The organism is Peterkaempfera podocarpi (assembly GCF_042466665.1).
GTDB lineage: Bacteria > Actinomycetota > Actinomycetes > Streptomycetales > Streptomycetaceae > Peterkaempfera > Peterkaempfera podocarpi.
This window is the reverse complement of the sequence record NZ_CP162102.1, coordinates 1,468,194-1,486,215: the sequence shown is the minus strand read 5'-3', so window position 1 is coordinate 1,486,215 and position 18,022 is coordinate 1,468,194. Positions and strand designations below refer to the sequence as shown.

At 72.8% G+C, this 18,022-nt stretch carries 19 protein-coding genes and 1 pseudogene; 9 read left to right on the top strand and 11 right to left on the bottom strand.

What is annotated here, in order from left to right; genetic code table 11:
• The first annotated feature begins 122 nt into the window (after nt 1–122).
• Complete coding sequence (gene ykgO, locus AB0761_RS06520; RefSeq protein ID WP_377268008.1) at nt 123–245, top strand: type B 50S ribosomal protein L36; 123 nt, start codon at nt 123–125, stop codon at nt 243–245.
• A gap of 290 nt (nt 246–535) precedes the next feature.
• Here ykgO and AB0761_RS06515 read toward each other — a convergent pair whose 3' ends face one another.
• Nucleotides 536–688 (bottom strand): hypothetical protein, encoded by a 153-nt coding sequence (locus tag AB0761_RS06515; protein WP_377268007.1) that lies wholly within the window; start codon nt 686–688, stop codon nt 536–538.
• A gap of 178 nt (nt 689–866) precedes the next feature.
• Nucleotides 867–2,228, bottom strand: a complete 1,362-nt coding sequence (locus AB0761_RS06510; protein WP_377268006.1) for an SGNH/GDSL hydrolase family protein — start codon at nt 2,226–2,228, stop codon at nt 867–869.
• A gap of 289 nt (nt 2,229–2,517) precedes the next feature.
• On the opposite strand from AB0761_RS06510, the gene AB0761_RS06505 reads away from it, so the two are divergent.
• From AB0761_RS06505 to AB0761_RS06495, 3 genes are all read left to right on the top strand, one after another.
• Complete coding sequence (locus AB0761_RS06505; RefSeq protein ID WP_377268005.1) at nt 2,518–2,889, top strand: VOC family protein; 372 nt, start codon at nt 2,518–2,520, stop codon at nt 2,887–2,889.
• A 398-nt stretch (nt 2,890–3,287) separates the two neighbouring features.
• On the top strand, nt 3,288–4,502 hold the full coding sequence (locus AB0761_RS06500) for a PP2C family protein-serine/threonine phosphatase (protein WP_377268004.1): 1,215 nt from the start codon (nt 3,288–3,290) through the stop codon (nt 4,500–4,502).
• A gap of 138 nt (nt 4,503–4,640) precedes the next feature.
• Nucleotides 4,641–4,883: a DUF5302 domain-containing protein gene (locus AB0761_RS06495; protein ID WP_377268003.1), complete on the top strand. Its 243-nt coding sequence runs from the start codon at nt 4,641–4,643 to the stop codon at nt 4,881–4,883.
• A 72-nt stretch (nt 4,884–4,955) separates the two neighbouring features.
• Here AB0761_RS06495 and AB0761_RS06490 read toward each other — a convergent pair whose 3' ends face one another.
• Together AB0761_RS06490 and AB0761_RS06485 are read right to left on the bottom strand one after the other, a co-directional pair.
• Nucleotides 4,956–5,108: a hypothetical protein gene (locus AB0761_RS06490; protein ID WP_377268002.1), complete on the bottom strand. Its 153-nt coding sequence runs from the start codon at nt 5,106–5,108 to the stop codon at nt 4,956–4,958.
• A gap of 244 nt (nt 5,109–5,352) precedes the next feature.
• Nucleotides 5,353–5,853 (bottom strand): PaaI family thioesterase, encoded by a 501-nt coding sequence (locus AB0761_RS06485; RefSeq protein WP_377268001.1) that lies wholly within the window; start codon nt 5,851–5,853, stop codon nt 5,353–5,355.
• 66 nt (nt 5,854–5,919) lie between these two features.
• Between AB0761_RS06485 and AB0761_RS06480 the strand changes: the two genes are divergently transcribed.
• On the top strand, nt 5,920–6,570 hold the full coding sequence (locus AB0761_RS06480) for a winged helix-turn-helix transcriptional regulator (RefSeq protein ID WP_377268000.1): 651 nt from the start codon (nt 5,920–5,922) through the stop codon (nt 6,568–6,570).
• 71 nt (nt 6,571–6,641) lie between these two features.
• Here AB0761_RS06480 and AB0761_RS06475 read toward each other — a convergent pair whose 3' ends face one another.
• On the bottom strand, nt 6,642–7,067 hold the full coding sequence (locus AB0761_RS06475; RefSeq protein ID WP_377267999.1) for a CBS domain-containing protein: 426 nt from the start codon (nt 7,065–7,067) through the stop codon (nt 6,642–6,644).
• Between the two features lie 263 nt (nt 7,068–7,330).
• On the opposite strand from AB0761_RS06475, the gene AB0761_RS06470 reads away from it, so the two are divergent.
• On the top strand, nt 7,331–8,353 hold the full coding sequence (locus AB0761_RS06470) for an alcohol dehydrogenase catalytic domain-containing protein (RefSeq protein ID WP_377267998.1): 1,023 nt from the start codon (nt 7,331–7,333) through the stop codon (nt 8,351–8,353).
• An 86-nt stretch (nt 8,354–8,439) separates the two neighbouring features.
• Here the strand turns inward: AB0761_RS06470 and AB0761_RS06465 are convergent, their stop codons facing one another.
• The 6 genes and pseudogenes from AB0761_RS06465 to AB0761_RS06440 form a co-directional block, all read right to left on the bottom strand.
• On the bottom strand, nt 8,440–9,804 hold the full coding sequence (locus AB0761_RS06465) for an MFS transporter (protein ID WP_377267997.1): 1,365 nt from the start codon (nt 9,802–9,804) through the stop codon (nt 8,440–8,442).
• A gap of 170 nt (nt 9,805–9,974) precedes the next feature.
• Nucleotides 9,975–10,607 carry an SRPBCC family protein gene (locus AB0761_RS06460; protein ID WP_377267996.1) on the bottom strand — a complete coding sequence of 211 codons (633 nt, stop codon included), beginning with the start codon at nt 10,605–10,607 and terminating at the stop codon, nt 9,975–9,977.
• Between the two features lie 63 nt (nt 10,608–10,670).
• Nucleotides 10,671–12,668, bottom strand: coding sequence for a xanthine dehydrogenase family protein molybdopterin-binding subunit (locus AB0761_RS06455; RefSeq protein ID WP_377273950.1), 1,998 nt, complete (start codon nt 12,666–12,668; stop codon nt 10,671–10,673).
• Between the two features lie 191 nt (nt 12,669–12,859).
• Nucleotides 12,860–13,039, bottom strand: a pseudogene (locus tag AB0761_RS06450) (hypothetical protein); the annotation flags it as partial.
• 4 nt (nt 13,040–13,043) lie between these two features.
• The gene (locus tag AB0761_RS06445) at nt 13,044–13,583 is read right to left on the bottom strand and encodes a (2Fe-2S)-binding protein (protein ID WP_377267995.1); all 540 of its coding nucleotides are present in this window, start codon (nt 13,581–13,583) and stop codon (nt 13,044–13,046) included.
• A complete protein-coding gene (locus AB0761_RS06440) occupies nt 13,580–14,449 on the bottom strand; it encodes an FAD binding domain-containing protein (protein ID WP_377267994.1) in 870 nt (289 codons plus the stop codon). The genes AB0761_RS06445 and AB0761_RS06440 overlap by 4 nt, the downstream gene beginning before the upstream one ends.
• A gap of 138 nt (nt 14,450–14,587) precedes the next feature.
• Between AB0761_RS06440 and AB0761_RS06435 the strand changes: the two genes are divergently transcribed.
• From AB0761_RS06435 to AB0761_RS06425, 3 genes are all read left to right on the top strand, one after another.
• Nucleotides 14,588–15,739, top strand: coding sequence for an XdhC family protein (locus AB0761_RS06435; protein ID WP_377267993.1), 1,152 nt, complete (start codon nt 14,588–14,590; stop codon nt 15,737–15,739).
• 56 nt (nt 15,740–15,795) lie between these two features.
• Entirely contained in the window at nt 15,796–16,323 is a 528-nt protein-coding gene (locus AB0761_RS06430) for a MarR family winged helix-turn-helix transcriptional regulator (RefSeq protein ID WP_377267992.1), read from the top strand.
• Between the two features lie 182 nt (nt 16,324–16,505).
• On the top strand, nt 16,506–17,981 hold the full coding sequence (locus tag AB0761_RS06425; protein WP_377267991.1) for an aldehyde dehydrogenase: 1,476 nt from the start codon (nt 16,506–16,508) through the stop codon (nt 17,979–17,981).
• Nucleotides 17,982–18,022 lie beyond the last annotated feature (41 nt).

The following is an 18,022-nucleotide window of genomic DNA, read 5'->3' as shown; positions in this document are numbered from 1 at the left end:
CGCCCCGACGAGCACCCCGGCCGGCGCGGCCGGGCCGCTGCTCCACGGTCTGCCGGAATCCCTGCGGGGGTGACGCTGTTGGAGCACATACAAGTTCTGTCCACCGAGAGGGAGGACGCCGCATGAAGGTCCGAAACTCACTCCGCGCGCTCAAGAAGCAGCCCGGCTCGCAGGTCGTGCGGCGCCGCGGCCGTGTCTTTGTCATCAACCGGCGTGATCCGCGGATGAAGGCCCGGCAGGGCTGAGCGCCCCGAGGAGCGTCGCCCGGCGGGTCGTGGCACGGCGGGGTACCCGTGCCACGACCCGCCGGGCGACGCCCTGGCGGCCCCCACCGGCGGTATGCACGTACGGCTCTGCGATCCGAAGCATCCGTACGCCCACAGCCCCGGGCCGGCCCTGTCCGGCCACAACTCCACCGTGACCGGGGTGGACTTCAGCTCCGACGGCGACACCCCGGCCCCGGCCTCCAACGACGGGACGATACGGCTCCGGGACGCCGCGGCTCACGGCTGTCCTGGCCTCCGGGTCCGGCGGTTCACTCGGGAGCGTCGTCCGGAGCCGACAGTGCCTGCTCCACCAGTGCCCCGGCGGCCCCTGTGTACCGCGCCGGATCGCAGAGGCCGGTCAGTTCGGCCGCGGTGAGGACACCGGCGATCTCGGGCAGCCGCAGCATGACCTCCGACAGCACCTGCCCGGACCGTGCCGCCTCGGCGGACGCCTCCCTGGAGGCGCTGACCCGGGCGCTCGGACAGGCCTTCGCGCAGCGCCGACCCCGGCCCGGAACGTGCGCTGCCCCTGATGCCCGGCGGGACATCAGGGGCAGCGTCGCTCCTGCCCGCGCCACAGGCGGGCAGCAGCCCCTGCGACTACCGCAGGCCGAGGTCCAGCGGCGCCGGCTGCTGCTTGAACAGCCAGGTGGGTACGGCGGCGGCGAGAACCCCGTAGCCCTGCGGGTTCAGATGCAGATGATCGCCGACATCGAATGCCGCGGAGAGCTGCCGGGGGTTCTGCGGGTCGCGTACCGCACGGTCGAAGTCGATCACGCTGTCGAACCGGCCGCTGGTGCGGATCCACGTGTTGACCGCCTGGCGGGACGCCTCGCGGTACCCGTCGGGGTCGTCGTAGCTGTTTCCGCCGAACGGAGTGAGCGTCGCCCCGTACACCCGGATGCCCTGGGCATGCGCACGGGTGACGATCTGCCCGTAGGCCGCGATCACATCCGCGGTCACCTGCTGCTGTGCGGCCTCGGTGGCCTCGGCCGTACCGATGTCGTTGACACCCTCGAAGACCACCAGCCAGTCCACACCGCTCTGCGCCAGCACATCGCGGTCCAGCCGGGCGAGCCCGCTGGGGCCCAGGCCGTCGTTGAGCAGCCGGTTGCCGCCGGCCGCCTGGTTGACGACCGCGGTCCCGGACGTCTCGGGACGGGACCGCAGCCGTTCGAGCAGCTGGTCCGGCCAGCGGTCGTTCCCATTGGTGGTGGAGCCCCGGCCGTCGGTCAGCGAGTCACCGAGCATCACGGCCGCCGAGGTGGTGCGCCTGGACCACACCTCGACGCCGCTCAGGAAGTACCAGTGGTCGACATGCGGCGCTGCGGGCAGGTCGGCGTCGGTCAGATGGTTGCCGGTCTGCATATAGGTCGTGGTCCGGGAGCCGGGGTGCGAGGTGATCGAGGTGGACGCCTGCCCGTGGGCCAGATAGACGGTCACGGTGATGTCGGACCCGGCCTTCAGGTCGAAGCCGAGCGGATCGCTGACCATCTGCGCGCCGACCGGGATGGACACCGACGTCCGGCCGTCGAAGGTCACCGGCCGCTGCGTCCCCGGCTGGATGGCGCTCACACCGGACCTGCCACCGGCGGGCAGCGCCACGGAGACCGCGCTGATCGGAAGCGCCGCCCCGCCGAAGGCGTTGGAGAACCGCAGCCTCATGTTCTGCCCGCCGACCGACACATGGACGGTCTGCCGCACCGTGGTGTCGTCGAAGACCAGGTTGTCCTGGGTGAACGGTGCCGGTGGCATATTGCTGGGCTCCGTCAGCTGGGGCATCGACACCCAGGTGTCCACCCAGTGCCCGGCGAGCGCGGCGGCGCTCCTCGCCTCGGCCCGGTTCGTCGTGGCAGCCGAACGCCGAGCCCCCAGAGCCGAGCTCAGCGCCGACACACCGATGAGGGTGGCCGCCAGAGCCCCGGCCACGGCCAGAGTGAGGAGGGTTGACCTACGGTTCATGGATCGCATGTCCTTCCTGCCGGACTGCCGCGGCGGCGGCCCCGACACGGTGTCACGGGGCGTCACCCGGGGTCATCCGACAGGTGTCGGGCATCGGCTCCGCCTCGCCCGACGCCCGCACGCGGCCCGGGCCGGTCCTCGGGCGGCCGCGCCATGGCACGACACGCCTGTCGTCCAGGGAGCACTCGGCTCGGGGAGGCGCCGCGCCTAGGCTGGACGCACGCCATGCCCGGATGCGCTCCGGCGGGGCGACCGGCCGGGAGGGCCCTGTCGGGAGAAGGGAGCGGAGATGTTCCGCAACACCCGAGCGTTCAGCGGTTTCGCGGTCAGGGACGTCGAGGAGGCCAAGCGCTTCTACGGTGAGACCCTCGGGGTGGAGGTCACCGAGGAGTACGGCCTGCTGCGACTGCACCTGGCCGGGGGCACCGAGGTGCTCGCCTACCCCAAGCCCGACCACACCCCGGCCACGTTCACCATCCTCAACTTCCCGGTCGACGACATCGACCAGGCCGTCGAGGAACTCGGCCGGCGCGGTGTGCGCTTCGAGCGCTACCCGGGCCTGGAGGCCGACGAGAAGGGCGTCTTCCGCGGCGGCGGCCCCTACATCGCCTGGTTCACCGACCCCTCGGGGAACATCCTGTCCGTGCTCCAGGACCGCTAGTGCCGCCCCCGGGCGGCGCTGGTAACGGCAAGGGCTGCTCCTGCTCGGGGGCGCCTTCACGGCCGATCTGCTGCTGAACGTCGGCCGCAGGCAGGGCATGGACGTCCACATGGGCGGCCCGGGCGGTCGCTCCGTGCTGGCCGGAGTGGCTGCCGTTGCGCGCGTCCAGGAGCCCGATGGACCTCAAGGGCCGGGGGCTGGCCGTCCGGGAGCGCAGCCGGGACCCACCGCCGTGATTTTTTGTGCACAGCGCTCGTCTCCGGTGGCTGTTCCCCGCGGCGGCCCGAGCCCGCCCGCCGTCGGGGAAGAGATGGGTTGTTGCGCCGCGTTCGTACACTGAACGGAACGGGGATTCTCGCCGGCGCGCCGCATCCGGGGCGCGGGAAGGGAGAACCGGCATGCGCTTCCCAGCTCGGCTCCAGCCGACGCAGCAGAAGCAGCCTGGGCAGGAGCTCATCGGGCTGCGGGGCTGCGCCCTGATCACGGGGGCGGCCGGGTTGATCGTCGCCGTGCCGGTCGCGGACCTCTATCTGCCCCCGGACGTCCACCTCGCCCATGTCCTGGTGGTGCCCATCGCCTTTGTCGCCGCCTTCGCGGGTGCCCGCCTGGCGGCTGTGACCGCGCTGATGGCGGTGCTGGCCCTGGTCGCGGCGGCCGCCGAGCGGCACGCGCTGACCAGCGAGAACGTGCTGATGCAGCTGGGTTCCCTGCTGCTGCTCTCGGTGGCGCTGGTCCTGGTCAGCCGGCGGCGGGAGCGCGACCGGATCGAGGCCGCAGGGCTGCGCCGGGTGTCCGAGGCGACGCAGCGCGTGGTGCTGAGACCACTGCCGCGGCGTTCGGGCGCGGTGTCCATCGCCTCCGCGTACCGGGCCGCCGAGGCCTGCTCACGCGTCGGCGGGGACCTCTACGCGGTGGCCCGCACCAGCGACTCCACACGGTTGCTCATCGGTGACGTACGGGGAAAGGGCCTGGGGTCGATCGGCGACACCGAGCTGGTGCTGGGCGCCTTCCGCGCCGCGGCCCATCGGCAGTCCCCGCTGCCCGAGCTGGTGGCCTCCCTGGAGGGCAGCGTCCGCTGGGGTCTGGCGGAGCCCCGCGCCTTCGACGCCGAACCGGAGGCCGATGTCGGCGAGCGGTTCGTGACCGCGGCAGTGGTGGAGATCCCGGACGGGGAGCCATGGGTGCACGTGGTCAACTGCGGGCACCTTCCCCCGCTGCTGCTGCACGACGGAGCCGTCACCGCTCTGGAGGTCGCGGAGCCCGCGCCGCCGCTGGGCCTCGGCGGACTGGCGGCCTCCTCCTACACCGTGAGCACGTTCCGCTTCGCCCCCGGCGACCGGCTGCTCCTGTACACCGACGGGGTCACCGAGGCGCGGGACTCCCGCGGCACCTTCTACCCGCTTCTGGAGCGCGCCGAGGCCTGGGTGGACTTCCGCCCGGATTCCCTGGTGCAGGCGATGACCGACGACCTGCTGGCCCATGTGGCGGCCCCGCTGGGCGACGACATGGCCGTGATCGCCCTGGAGCGCGACCGGCTGCACCACTCGGCCGAGGCCCCCCGGATCGAGGGTGTCCCCGGGCAGCTGCGGACCAGCCGGACGGGCATGCTCTGACCCGGCCGCCGCGCTTTCGGACGCCCGACCGGGGTCCTGGCGCGGGGCCGTGGTGGGCGGGTGCGGGGTTGCGATGCGGTCCCGAGGCGTCCGGCGTGACAGGCTGGGGTTCCAATCGTTCGAACCCAGGAGGCCACCATGGCTGTGGAGCCCGAATCGCACGAGGGCACCGAGTCCGTCCTGTCCGACCATGAGGGGCCGGCGGACGGCGCCGACACGGGTGACGACGTGAAGCGCCGGTTCCGGGAGGCCCTGGCACGCAAGCAGGGCGTCCGCGGCAACGCCGATGCGGCAGGTACGGGCCCCGACCCGTCGAAGATCCATGGAGCCCATGGACCGGCAGCGAGCCAGCGGTCGTTCCGCCGCAAGAGCGGCGGCTGAGGGGCGACTGAGCGGCCGCCCGGGCACCTGTGGTGCCGGGCGGCCGCTTCGGGTCCCGGTCCCGGCCGGGGGTCAGTGCCGGGCCTGGGCCGGCAGAGCGGCGTGCGGGAGTGCCGGCAGGCCGTCGGGCCCGGCGGACTCCGCGCTCAGCAGATCGAAGTGGCGCTTGATCTCCGTGCGGGTCCCGGGCGGCCGACCCACCACGATCTGGCCGATCGAGGCCACCCAGGCCGCAGGGCCGCTCCACCACTCCTGGGCGCTCGCCCGGTGGTCCCAACGCAGGGTCTCGCAGCCGGCGTCCCGCAGGCCGGCTGACGGCAGCAGCGAGAGAAGTCCGTCCTCGGTGCGCGGAAAGTCGTCCCCGGGCGCCGGCGAGGGCAGCTGCGGCGGCCGTACCGCACCGGCGTGGACCGCGCGGCCCAGCAGGGCCTGGCCGGCGGCGGCCGGTTGCGGCCCCGTGGGGCGGTGCTCAGCCGGACTTCAAAGGGAAGATCGCGCAGGTGGTGGTGGCGTGCGCATACAGCTTGCCCGTCTCGAGGCCGACGACCCGGGCCTCCGCGGTGCCGATGGTGCGCCCGACGTGCACGGTCTGCGCCTCGCAGCGCAGCAGTCCGACGCCGGCGTGGACGGCGCGCACCATATTGACGTTGAGCTGCACCGTTGTGTACCCGATGCCGGCGGGCAGCAGGCTCATCACCGCGCAGCCGAGCGCGGAGTCCAGCAGGGTGGCCAGATAGCCGCCGTGGACTGTGCCGAGCGGGTTGTACAGGTGCTCGCCGGTCTGCCCCTCGAAGACCGCGGAGCCCGGTTTGACGTCGGTGAGTTCAAAACCGAGCGTGCCGGCGATCGGGGGAGGGGCGATGCGCCCTTCCACGATGGCGCGGAGGAACTCCTCGCCGGAGAGGTGCGCGACCTCTGCAGGAGGCGTCGGGGGGACCCAGCTGTGCGTACGGGTGACGGATTCGCTCATGGCCTCATTGTGGAGTCCCCGGTCAGCGGCATTCCAGTACGGATTCCGTACCACTACGATGGCCGCATGACGGGCTACGGACAGTTCTGCGCGGTTGCCAGGGCGCTGGAGGTACTGGGGGAGCGCTGGACCCTCCTCGTCGTACGTGAGCTGCTGCTGGGCGCACGGCGCTTCACCGATCTCCAGTGCGGGCTGCCGCGTATCTCGCGCACCATGCTCTCCGCCCGCCTCAAAACCCTGCAGGCCGCAGGTGTGGTGGAGCGCACCGCGGCGGACGGCTACCGTCTCACCGAAGCCGGGCGCGCCCTCCAGCCGGTGGTCAGGGAGCTGGGGGCGTGGGCCATGGAGTGGGACCGCCGCGGCCTGCTCCCCGAGCATCTCGACCCCGAGGTGCTCACCTGGGACCTGAGGCGGCGAACCCACGTGGAGAACCTCCCTGCCGGGCGCACCGTGGTCGAGTTCGTCTTCCCGGAGGCCGACCCGGAGCGGCTGTATCTGCATGTGGACCGGCCGGCCGTCACCGTCTGCCGCGACCAGGCCGGCTATCCGGTCGACCTCCGGGTGCGCGCCGACCTGGAGGCGATGACCCGCTACTGGCTCGGCGAGGTCGAGTGGCCGAGGCTGCTGCGGTCGGGTGCCGTGAGTCTGGAGGGGCCCGCCGACCTGTGCCGGGCCTTCCCCACCTGGTTCAGCGGCTATGTCTTCGCCGTCCGCTGAGGGCTGCCCGGGAGCGTGGAAGCAGGCTCTCCCCGGGCTGCCGCAGTGCTGCCGGGCCTCCGGTGCGCCGGTCAGTGGTTGGCATGCGCGCAGACGAGGGCGACGAGTATCTCCTGCGCATGCGGGGTGTCGGCGATGTCGGAGAGGGAGAGCAGGCCGATGAGCCGTCCCTCCTCCACCACGGGGAGCCGGTGCACGGCATGGGCGCACATCAGCGCGGACGCTTCGCAGATGCTGGCGTCGGGCCCGACGGTGACGAGGCTCCCGGAGGCTGCCTGGTGGGCTGTGGCAGCGCCGGCGATCAGACCCTCCGCGGTGATACGGACGGTGATGTCACGGTCCGTGATCACGCCATGGAGGGTGTCGCCGGAGGCGACGAGGACGCACCCGACGTCGGCGTCGCGCATACAGGCGGCGACGTCGGTGAGCGAGGTGTACGGCGGGACGGTGACCAGCCGGGTGGCCATCGCCTCGCGGACCAGCAATGCAGGGTTCATCCTCGGCCTCCTCGGTGGTCACCGCCGCCGGGCCCGCGCAGCCCCGCAGCTCCCGGACCCGCAGCGGCTCGGACGACACCACCCACCCCTTCCATCGTGCACGTGGCGGGCGGCATCCGCGTCCCGGCCCGGCGCGTGAGGGCCGCTCCCCTGCCGTGCCCGGACGGATCGGCACCGGGACTCGGCGCGCGCGGTGAGAACGCCGGGACCAGAATGGGGAGGACTTCCCCCCACCCCAGCCGAACCCTTCGGAAGGACCCACCATGACCGTCATGCGGGTCGCCCAGGTCACCGAGCCGGGCGGTAGGTTCGAGGTGGTCGAGCGCGAGCTGCCGCAGCCCGGCCCCGGCCATGTGCGCATCGCCGTGGAGGCGTGCGGTATCTGCCACACGGACGCGGTTTTCGTTGAGACACCGTTTCCCGGGGTGACGTTCCCGCTGGTCACCGGACATGAGGTGGCCGGGCGGATCGATGCGGTCGGTGACGGCGTGCAGCGGTGGAAGGTCGGCGAGCGGGTCGAGGTCGGATGGTTCGGGGGGCAGTGCGGGTACTGCGGCCCCTGCCGGCAGGGCGACTTCATCGACTGCCGCAACCTGAGGGTTCCCGGCTGGGCCTACGACGGCGGCTACGCCACCCACATGGTGGCCCCCGTGGAGGCCCTGGCCCGCATCCCCGACGGCCTGTCCGCAGTGGACGCGGCCCCGCTGGGCTGCGCCGGGGTGACCTCGTTCATGGGGTTGCGGACCAGCGGTGCACGCGCAGGCGACCTGGTGGCCGTGCTCGGGGTCGGCGGTCTGGGTCATCTCGGCGTCCAGTACGCCGCAAAGATGGGCTTTGAGACGGTCGCCATCGCACGTGGCGCCGACAAGGAGGCCCTCGCCCGGCAGCTGGGTGCGGACCACTACATCGACAGCACCGCCGCCGACCCGGCCCAGGCCCTGCAGGCACTGGGTGGAGCGGCGGCCGTGCTGGCCACGGCGGCGAACGCGGAGGCCATGTCCGCGACCGTCGACGGACTCCGACCGAGGGGCCGGCTGGTGGTGATCGGCCTGTCCCAGGACCCCGTGAAAGTCACCCCGGGTCAGCTGATCGGCGCCAGCCTGTCCCTGCAGGGGCATCCCTCGGGCACCGCCGCCGAGGTGGAGGAGACCATGGCCTTCAGCGCCCGGACGGGAGTGCGCCCGATGACCGAGACCGCCCCGCTGGACGACGTCAACGAGGCCTTCGAGCGGATGCTCTCGGGAGCCGCCCGCTTCCGGATGGTCCTCACCGTCGGCTCCGGCTGAGCGGCGCTCGGGGGCGGACGCAGCCGGGCGGCAGAGCGGCCGGTACGGCGCAGCCCCTCGGAGGCGGCGCCGTACCGGCCGTGCGGTCAGGAGTTGAGCTGCTCCAGGGTGCGGCCCTTGGTCTCCACGGCGAACAGCGCGATCACCGCGCCGACCACCGCGACGCATCCGAGTTCGGTGAAGACGGTCGCCAGACTGCCGCCCCCGTCGAGGACGGCGCCGACCACGATGGGGCCGACGATGATGCCCAGCCGGTTCCACACACCGCCGAAGGCGGAGCCCAGGGCCCGGCTGCGGGTCGGGTAGAGCTCCGGGGTGTAGAGGTAGAGGCTCACGTTGGTGGCGTAGACGAACAGGGTGGTGAGCGACGCCAGCACGGCGACCTGCCCGCCGGAGCCGGCTCCGCTGAGCGCGAGGACGAACAGGGCGACGGCCGCACCGCCGAGGCCCGCGGTGAGTGCCAGCCGCCGTCCCAGCCGGTCCACCAGGAGTGCGACGGCGAGGCAGCCGAGCAGTCCGGTGACGTTGCTCAGCAGCGTGTAGTCGAGGGCCGTGTGCAGGCTCAGCCCGAAGGTCTTGGTGTAGAGCGAGGGCAGCCAGCTGGAGATGCCGTGGTTGACGTAGTAGGCGACGAACCACAGGGCGGACACCACCACGGTGCGGCGCAGATACCGGCCGGTGAACAGGTCGCGCAGACCGCCCCGGGCGTCGTCGGCCGCGGTGTCCGCGGCGGGGGCGGGCAGTGTGTCGCCGGTGGACTGCTCGACCTCCCGCTCGATGGCTGCGAGCACCCGCTCGGCGTCCTCGGCCCGGCCGCGCGACAGCAGCCAGCGCGGTGACTCCGGGACCTGCCGCTGCAGGGATGCGACCAGGAGCGCCGGAAGGGCGCCGATGACGAACAGCAGCCGCCAGCCGTAGGCGGGGACCACCCAGCTGGCCACCAGGGTGGCGACGGCCAGGCCGGCGGGGAAGATCAGCTCGTACATCAGCACAAAGCGGCCGCGGCGGTCGGCGCGGGCGATCTCGTTGATGTAGGTCGCGGCGACCGGGACGACGCCGCCGATGCCGAGGCCCTGGACGAACCGGAAGGCGAGGAAGAGGGCGTAGCCCGGTGAGACGGCGACGGCGATGCTGGCGAGGGCGGTGACCAGGACGCCGAGGGCCACGGTGCGGACCCGGCCGATCCGGTCGCCCAGCCAGCCGGCGGCGACGGCACCGAGCAGCATGCCCACCGAGCTGCTGGTGATGATGGTGGTTCCCTGGCCGGTGCTCAGATGCCACTGGCGGCTCAGCACCGGCAGCGTCGAGGCGGTCAGCAGCTGGTCGAAGGCCTCGAAGAAGGTGACGGCGCCGATCACGGTCCGGACCTTGGCGTGCCAGCGTGAGTTGGGCAGACGCTCGATCCGGGCGGCGATGGAGCCTGCAGCGGTACTGGTGGCCACAGCGGACATGCGGTTCCTTCCAGTGGCAGAGGGGTTGCGCAGACACTAGAAGGAGTTATCTAAGCGGTCAATGGTTTTGTGCTTAGTTATTTTGTGCAGGTGGGCCAGGGCGCGCCCGGAGGCGGCGAAGGGCACGGTCCGATGCCGGCGCATCGGACCGTGCCCTCCCGGGTGGCGGCTCAGACCGTGCCGGACCGCCTGGAGCGGCGCACCGCAGTCACCACCAGGACCACCGCCACCGCGGCCGCCAGCGGTGCGGCGGCCTTCCTCAGCAGCACGGGCAGCACGGCGGCGCCCAGGTCCACAGCCTCCGGCTCGGGCCGGTCGGCAACGGACGGCGCCACGGAAGCGGCGGCGCCGTCCGCGGTCGCGGGCCGGCGCAGCAGCTCCTCCAGCCGGTCGGCGAACTGCTGCACGATACGGTCCCCGACCTCGGCCATGATGCCGCGCCCGAACTGGGCGGGCCGGCCCGTGATGTCGAGGTCGGTACGCACCCGCACCCGCGTCCCGCCCGGGTCCTCGGTCATGGTGGCGGTGACCGTGGCGGCGGCGGTACCGGCGCCGCGGGTCTCGCTGCCGGTGAGGTCCAGCACGATCTGCCGGGCCTCCTTGTCGCGGCTGACCGTACCGGCGCCGCTGTAGCTCATCTGGACGGCGCCGACCTTCACCTTGACCCGGCCGGTGAAGGCGTCGCCCTCGAGGGTGTCGAGCACCGCGCCGGGCATGCACGGCGCCACCCGCTCCAGATCCAGGAAGAGCTGCCAGGCCTCCTCGGGGCTCGCGGGGACGGTGAAGCTGTGGTCGAGTTGCATGGGTTGTCCAAGGGGTCGGGACGGCGTGAGGGGAGGGCGGGACGGTGTGAGGGGAGGGGGAGGTCAGGCATCGGCGTCGCGCACCAGGGTGCGTACCCGGTCAGGGGAGAGCGGGCCGCGCCGGATCACCACGCCCAGGGGGCGCAGCGCGTCCTCCACCGCGTTGGTGATCACGGCCTGCGGGGCGATGGCACCGCCCTCGCCGAGGCCCTTGACGCCCAGGTCGTTCATCGGGCTCGGACTGTGGATCTCGTCGAGCTCCAGATCGGGGATCTCCGACGAGGTGGGCACCAGATAGTCCATGTAGGTGCTGGTGCGGGGCTGCCCGTCCGGGCCGTACACCATCTCCTCGTAGAGCGCCCCGGCGATGCCCTGCGCGATGCCGCCGGTGACCTGGCCCTCCGCGATCAGCGGGTTGACGATGGTGCCGGCGTCGTGGACGACGACGTACTTCTCGATGGCGACCTCGCCGGTCCGCTCGTCGACCTCGACCACCACGGCGTGGGCGCCGCTGGCGACGGCGAACCCCGGCGGGCGGAAGTGCACGGTCTCGCTGAGCTCGGAGCCGTGCCGCCCGTCGGTGGGCTCGGGGACGCCGGGCAGCGGCGCGCTGCGGGCGAGTTCGGCGAGGGTGAGCGAGGGGCCCTCCCCGGCCTTGGCCGCGATGACGCCGCCGGCCAGGTCCAGGGTGTCCGCGGGGACGCCGAGGCGCCGGGCAGCCGCATCGATGATCTGCTCCCGGACCAGCCGGCCCGCCCGGTGGGTGGCGTTGCCGGCGTTCACCAGGGCGCGGCTGGCGATGGTCCCCACCCCGAAGGGCACCGCCGCGGTGTCCCCGCCGATCACATCGATCGACTCCATCGGCACACCGAGCGCGTCGGCGGCGATCTGCGCCATGCTGGTGCGATGCCCCTGCCCCTGCGAGGGGGTGCCGATGGCCAGTCTGATCCGCCCGGCGGGGGTGACCTCGATCCGTGCGGTCTCGAACGGGCCGAGGCCGGTGGCCTCGATGTACATCGCGAAGCCGACACCGACCCTGCGGCCGTCGACGGCTCCGGCCTGCTGCCGTTTGCGCACCGCCTCCAGATCGACCGCGGCGACCGCCCGCCGCAGCAACTCGGGGAAGTCGCCCGAGTCGTAGGACTGGGGCTTGCCCGAGCGGTCGACCAGCCCGGTCCGGTAGGGCATCTCCTCGGGACGTACCAGATTGCGCGCACGCAGCTCCGCGGGCTCCATGTCCAGGGCGACCGCCAGCCGGTCCATGGCCCGCTCCATGGCGAAGACCGCCTCGGGGCGTCCGGCCCCGCGGTAGGGGGTGCTGTAGGTGGTGTTGGTCAGCACTCCGACGGCGTCGACATGGACGTTGGGCACCCGGTAGGGGCCCACCAGATGGCAGAGCGAGTTGTAGGGGACCACCAGCCCGGTCAGGTTGCTGCACCCCATGTTGACGGTGATCCGGTCCCGGACCGCGAGCAGCCGCCCGTCCCGGTCGGCCGCCAGCTCGATGCGGTGGATCTGCTCGCGGGCGTGCGAGGAGGCGATGAGGTTCTCATTGCGGTCCTCCCGCCACACCACGGGGCGGCCCAGCTCCCGGGCGGCGTGCGGGACCAGCAGCTCCTCGACGTAGAGGATGCCTTTCTGCCCGAAGCCGCCGCCCACATCGGCGGCGATCACCCGGACCGCCTCGGCGTCCAGCCCGAGGGTGGCGGCGACGGCGTCGCGCATCCGGTGCGGGGTCTGGGTGCAGGACCAGACGGTCAGCTGCCCGCTGTAGGGGTCCACCGCGGCGGCCACGCCCCGGGGCTCGATCGGGGAGGCGACATAGCGGTGGGCGAAGAACTCCTCGCTGACCACCGCATGGGCCTCGGCGAAGGCCGCCTCGGCGTCGCCGACCGAGGCGGTGACGGACAGTGCGGTGTTGTCCCCCCAGGCCTCCTCGACCAGCGGCGCACCGGGCGCGGTGGCCTCGTCCGGGTCGACCACCGCGGGCAGGGCCTGATAGCGGACGTCGATGAGCTCCAGCGCGTCCTCGGCCAGATAGCGGTTCTCGGCCAGGACCATCGCCACCGGCTGGCCCCATGGACGACCTTGTCGCCGGCCAGCAGCGGCATGGGCTCGAACCGCACCATGGGGTCGATGGTGGCGCGCAGGCCCGGTGGGGTCCGCAGCTCCTCCTTGTTGAGCAGCCCCGGCAGCTGGGCGATCTCGGCGGCGGTGTGGACCGCGATCACCCCGGGGAGCGCGCGGGCCGCGGTCGCGTCGACGGAGACGATCCGGGCGTGCGCGTGCGGACTGCGCAGAAAGGCCGCCTCGGCGGCTCCCGGAAGGGCGATGTCGTCGACGAAGCGCCCGTTGCCGCGCAGCAGCCGGTCGTCCTCGACCCTCGGCAGCGGGCGGCCGATGTACTGCGACGCACCGTTGCGGTGGGACATGCCGTCACTCTCCAAAGCGGTCGTCGAGTGCCTGCCGGACGGCACGCCGGATGTTGCGGTAGCCGGTGCAGCGGCAGAGGTTGCCGCTGAGGTGGTCGGCGACGTCCTCCTCGCCGGGGCGCTCCGCGGACTCGGTGAGCGCGGTGGTGGTCATCAGGAATCCGGGGGTGCAGAAGCCGCACTGCATGCCGTGGCAGTCGGTGAACGCCTGCTGCACGGGGGTCAGCGGGGCGTCGTCCGGGGCCAGGCCCTCCACTGTGCGCACCTCCACCCCCTCGCACTGCACCGCGAGGGTGAGGCAGGAGCGCACGGGCTGTCCGTCCAGCAGCACCGTGCAGGCGCCGCAGACGCCGTGCTCGCAGCCGACGTGTGTCCCGGTCAGCCGGAGCCGGGTGCGCAGGAAGTCGCTGAGCAGCAGCCGGGACTCGACCTGGGCGTGGACGGCCTCGCCGTTGACGGAGAGCTGCACTTCGTGCCAGGCGGTGGGCTCGGTGAGCGGGGGAGCGGCCGCGGACCTGGCGGCCTGGTGCTGGGGCGGGGTCATCGGCGGCGCTCCAATGCGGCGGTGCAGGCGCGGGTGAGCAGGACGGCGGCGGCTTCCCGCCGGTAGCGGGCGCCGGCGTGGACGTCCGAGGGCGGGTTCAGGCCGGCCAGGACCGCCTCGGCGGCCGCGGCCTGCGCCTGCTCGCCGCCGTCGGTGCCGGTCAGGGCGTCCTCGGCGGCGGTGCAGCGTACGGGCACCGGGCCGGCGCCGCAGAAGACCACCCGGGCCCGTTCGACAGTGCCGTCGGCAGCGCTCCGGCCGAGCAGCACGGCGACGCCCACGGTGGCGAAGTCCCCGTGGCGGCGGGTCAGTTCCTCGAAGGCCCAGCCCGGCCCGGCCTGCGGCGGGAACACGACCTCGGTCAGCAGCTCGTCCGCTTCCAGGGCGGTCTGGAAGGTGCTGACGAAGAAGTCCTCGGCGGCGACCGTGCGGGTTCCCCCGGGACCGGCGATCTCGAAGCGGGCGTCCAGGGCGAGGGCGGCGGAGGGCAGTTCGGCCGCGGGGTCGTGGTGGGCGAGGCTGCCGCAGACGGTGCCGCGGTTGCGGATCTGGGGGTGGCCGATGTGCCGGATCGCGGCGGCGAGCAGGGGCCAGCCCTTGCGTACGACGGGGTCGGCCGCGGCGGCGGCCTGCCGTACGGCGGCTCCGAGGTGCAGTGCGCCGTCGGCGTCGACATGGCTGCGGGAAAGCTCCGGGATCCTGGTGATGTCCACCAGCACCTCGGGGCGGGCCAGCCGCATGTTCAGCATCGGGATCAGCGACTGGCCACCGGCGATGACCTTGGCCTCGCGCTCCTCGTCGGCCAGCAGGGCGAGCACATCGGCCACCCGTCCGGGCGCGGTGTAGTCGAAGGGTGGGGGTTTCACGCGGCAACCACCTGGGCTCTCGGATCATGACCGCGCTCTGGTCCGGGAGCGGCAGCCGTGCATATATCTAATAGCTTAGATGATTTACGCTAAGGTTTCGGCTTGGCAAGGGCCCAGGTCGGATCAGAGGTGAGCGCCATGCGACGCATTCTGGAACAGGCCGCCGCATGGCGCAGTGCGGGCCGGCGCTTCGCACTGGCGACCGTGGTGCGCACCTGGTCCTCGGCTCCGCGGCCCCCGGGCGCCGCCATGCTGGTCTCCGAGGACGGGCGGGTCGCCGGAAGCGTCTCCGGCGGATGTGTGGAGGCCGCCGTCTTCGACCTCGCACAGCAGGTGCTGGCGACCGGGCTGCCCGCGCGGGAGAGCTACGGGGTGGGTGACGACGATGCCTTCGGGGTGGGGCTGAGCTGCGGTGGGACCATCGAGGTGCTGGTGCGCCCGGTGGACCCGGACGAGCCCTGGGCGCAGCTGGCGGCCGCCGCCGCAGCAGACCGCCCGGTCGCGCTCGTCACCACCCTCGACGGCGACTGCCTGCCCGGCCGGGCGCTGGCGGTCACCTCCGACGCGCTGCTCGGCGGCGGCCTCGGCAGCGCCGGACTGGACCGTGCCGCCGCGCGGGCGGCGCGCGGAATGCTCTCCCGCGGGGCCACCGGGATCCTCCGCCTGGGGGGCGACGGAGCGCCGGTCGCGGCCGGTGACGGGCGCTGTGCCGCAGGGGAGTGCGAGGTCTTTGTGCAGTCCCTCGCCACTCCGCCCCGGCTGCTGGTCTACGGCGCGGTGGAGTTCGCCCGGGCGCTCACCGGGGTCGGGGCCTTCCTGGGCTACCGGGTGACGCTGTGCGACGCCCGCCCGGTCTTCGCCACCGCCGAGCGCTTCCCGGAGGCGCACGAGGTCGTGGTGGACTGGCCGCACCGCCATCTGGAGAAGCTTGCGGCCGAGATCGACGGGACCACCGCGATCTGCGCGCTCACCCATGACGCCAAGTTCGACGTCCCGCTGCTGGCGGCCGCGCTGCGCAGCCGGGCCGGGTATGTCGGGGCGATGGGCAGCCGCCGGACCCATGAGGAGCGGATGGCCCGGCTGCGGGAGGCAGGCCTCTCCCGTGCCGAGCTGGCCCGGCTGCGCTCGCCGATCGGACTGGACCTACGGGCGCACGGCCCCGAGGAGACCGCGGTGTCGATCGCGGCGGAACTGGTCGCGGCGCGCCGAGGGGGCAGCGGGGTGCCGCTCGCCGCGCTGGACGGCCCCGTGCACGGCTCCGACGGCGGTGGACTCCCGCGAACGTCTTGACACTAAGATATTGACGATCCGGGGGATCCTGGCAGTCGCAGCGGAGTGGACGATTCATGGCGCGAAACGGGCAGGTCGGGCCGGACGCGGTGGACCGCATCCTGCACGAGTGGAGCGTCCAGCGCCCCGATGTGGACGCCTCCGCGATGGCGGTGTTCGGGCGGCTGCACCGGTGCTTCCTGCGCTACCAGGGGCAGATCGGCCGGGTGCTGGAGCAGCACGGCATCAATATCGCCGCCTTCGATGTGCTCGCCGCGCTGCGCCGGGCGGGCGAGCCGTACCGCCGTACCGCGGGCGATCTGGCCGCCGCCGGTCTGATCAGCACCGCCGGGATCTCGCTGCGCGCCGACCGGCTGGAGAAGGCCGGGCTGATCGTGCGTGAGCGCGATGACGAGGACCGCCGTATCGTCTATCTCCGGCTCACCCCGAAGGGCCTGGCCGTGGTCGACGAGGCGGTGAGCGACCACTTCGCCAACGAGCTGGACATGCTCGCCGGGCTCAGTCAGGCCCAGCGCGACCGGCTGGCCCAGTTGCTGGGCTCCCTGGAGCGCTCCCTGGAGGACACCCGCCACCCCGAGGGCTGAGCGCCGGCCGGTCCGGGGCCTCTGAGCTGCCCTCATCTCCTGTCCGGGGGCGGCTCCCGCGTACAGAAATCCGCAAAGCCCTCTTGCATGCAAATAGTTAAGCACTTAGGTTCTTAGTGCTTGAGGTTCTCTCGGGGCAGGGACCGCAGACCCCGCCCCGACACCGTCGAAGGAGTGCGCGCATGCCCGAGCTGCCCCAGGACGAGATACTCGTCGCCGGTCGCTGGACGCGCGGCGGCGGTCCGGCCGGCGACATCACCGACCCCGCCACGGGCGAGGTGATCGCCCGCCTCCACACGGCATCGGCCGAGGACGTGGACACCGCGGCGGAGGCAGCCAGGCACGCCGCGGCCGACCCCGCCTGGCGGGACCTCGCCCCCCATCTGCGCGCCCGCTGTCTGCACCGGATCGCCGACCTCGTCGAACGGGACGCCGACCACCTCTCCGCCGTCCAGACCGCGGACACCGGAAAGAGCCGGTCCGAGACGCACGCCCTGGTGGCCAGCGCCGCCGGAACCTTCCGCTACGCGGCCGCGGTCCTGGAGACCGCAGAGGACGCCGTCACCCCGTCCCGCGGCGACTACGTCACCGTCAGCACCCATGAGCCGATCGGTGTCATCGGCGCCATCGCCCCCTGGAACTCGCCCGTCGCCAGCGACGCCCAGAAGATCGCCCCGGCGCTCGCCGCCGGCAACGCCGTGCTGCTGAAGCCCGCCGACTGGACCCCGCTGACCTCGCTGGCACTGGGCCGCCTCATCACCGAATCCGGACTCCCCGACGGACTGGTGTCCATCCTCCCCGGACCCGGCCGCGTCGTCGGCGACGCCATCGTCCGCCACCCCGCCATCGGCAAGGTGACCTTCACCGGCGGCACCACGACCGGCCGCGGCATCGCCAGGGTCGCCGCGGAGAAGCTGATGCCGGTCTCGCTGGAGCTCGGCGGCAAGTCGCCCACCATCGTCTTCGAGGACGCCGACCTGGAGCAGGCGCTGGCCGGCGTGATGTTCGGCATCTTCTCCTCCAGCGGGCAGAGCTGCATCGCCGGCTCCCGGCTCTTCATCGCCCGCGAGCGCTACGACGAGTTCCTCGGCGAACTCGTCGCCCGCACCCGCAAGCTGCGGGTGGGGCCGGGCACGTCCCCCGACACCCAGGTCGCGCCGATGGTCCACCACCGGCACCGCGACAGCGTCGCCGCCCATGTCGACCTGGCACGCCAGGAGGGCGCCCGGGTGCTCTGCGGCGGAGCCGCCCCCGAGGGCGAGGAGTACGCCAAGGGCGCGTACTACCTGCCGACCGTGCTCGACGGCCTGCCCAACACCTCGCGCACCTGCCAGGAGGAGATCTTCGGCCCGGTGCTCGTCGCGCTGCCCTTCGACGGCGAGGACGACCTGGTCGAGCAGGCCAACGACTCCGTCTACGGACTCGCCTGCGGCCTCTGGACACGCGACCTCGGCCGCGCCTGGCGGGTCGCCCGGCGGATCGAGGCGGGCACCGTCTGGATCAACACCTACAAGCAGTTCAGCTCCTCCACCCCCTTCGGCGGGATGAAGGAGAGCGGGCTCGGCAGCGAGAAGGGCATCGGCTGGCTGCGCGGCTACCAGCGGCAGAAGTCCCTCTACTTCGGCACCCGCAGCACCCCGCTGCCCTGGGCGCTGTGACCGGCGCGCACCCACCCGCGAACCACTCATCAGGAGGACGT

Bases quoted from the DNA above. Each gene is read 5' to 3' on its own strand.
- ykgO (WP_377268008.1), top strand. From the start codon at position 123: ATGAAGGTCCGAAACTCACTCCGCGCGCTCAAGAAGCAGCCCGGCTCG.
- AB0761_RS06510 (WP_377268006.1), bottom strand. From the start codon at position 2,228: ATGAACCGTAGGTCAACCCTCCTCACTCTGGCCGTGGCCGGGGCTCTG.
- AB0761_RS06505 (WP_377268005.1), top strand. From the start codon at position 2,518: ATGTTCCGCAACACCCGAGCGTTCAGCGGTTTCGCGGTCAGGGACGTC.
- AB0761_RS06500 (WP_377268004.1), top strand. From the start codon at position 3,288: ATGCGCTTCCCAGCTCGGCTCCAGCCGACGCAGCAGAAGCAGCCTGGG.
- AB0761_RS06495 (WP_377268003.1), top strand. From the start codon at position 4,641: ATGGCTGTGGAGCCCGAATCGCACGAGGGCACCGAGTCCGTCCTGTCC.
- AB0761_RS06485 (WP_377268001.1), bottom strand. From the start codon at position 5,853: ATGAGCGAATCCGTCACCCGTACGCACAGCTGGGTCCCCCCGACGCCT.
- AB0761_RS06480 (WP_377268000.1), top strand. From the start codon at position 5,920: ATGACGGGCTACGGACAGTTCTGCGCGGTTGCCAGGGCGCTGGAGGTA.
- AB0761_RS06475 (WP_377267999.1), bottom strand. From the start codon at position 7,067: ATGAACCCTGCATTGCTGGTCCGCGAGGCGATGGCCACCCGGCTGGTC.
- AB0761_RS06470 (WP_377267998.1), top strand. From the start codon at position 7,331: ATGACCGTCATGCGGGTCGCCCAGGTCACCGAGCCGGGCGGTAGGTTC.
- AB0761_RS06465 (WP_377267997.1), bottom strand. From the start codon at position 9,804: ATGTCCGCTGTGGCCACCAGTACCGCTGCAGGCTCCATCGCCGCCCGG.
- AB0761_RS06460 (WP_377267996.1), bottom strand. From the start codon at position 10,607: ATGCAACTCGACCACAGCTTCACCGTCCCCGCGAGCCCCGAGGAGGCC.
- AB0761_RS06455 (WP_377273950.1), bottom strand. From the start codon at position 12,668: ATGGTCCTGGCCGAGAACCGCTATCTGGCCGAGGACGCGCTGGAGCTC.
- AB0761_RS06445 (WP_377267995.1), bottom strand. From the start codon at position 13,583: ATGACCCCGCCCCAGCACCAGGCCGCCAGGTCCGCGGCCGCTCCCCCG.
- AB0761_RS06435 (WP_377267993.1), top strand. From the start codon at position 14,588: ATGCGACGCATTCTGGAACAGGCCGCCGCATGGCGCAGTGCGGGCCGG.
- AB0761_RS06430 (WP_377267992.1), top strand. From the start codon at position 15,796: ATGGCGCGAAACGGGCAGGTCGGGCCGGACGCGGTGGACCGCATCCTG.
- AB0761_RS06425 (WP_377267991.1), top strand. From the start codon at position 16,506: ATGCCCGAGCTGCCCCAGGACGAGATACTCGTCGCCGGTCGCTGGACG.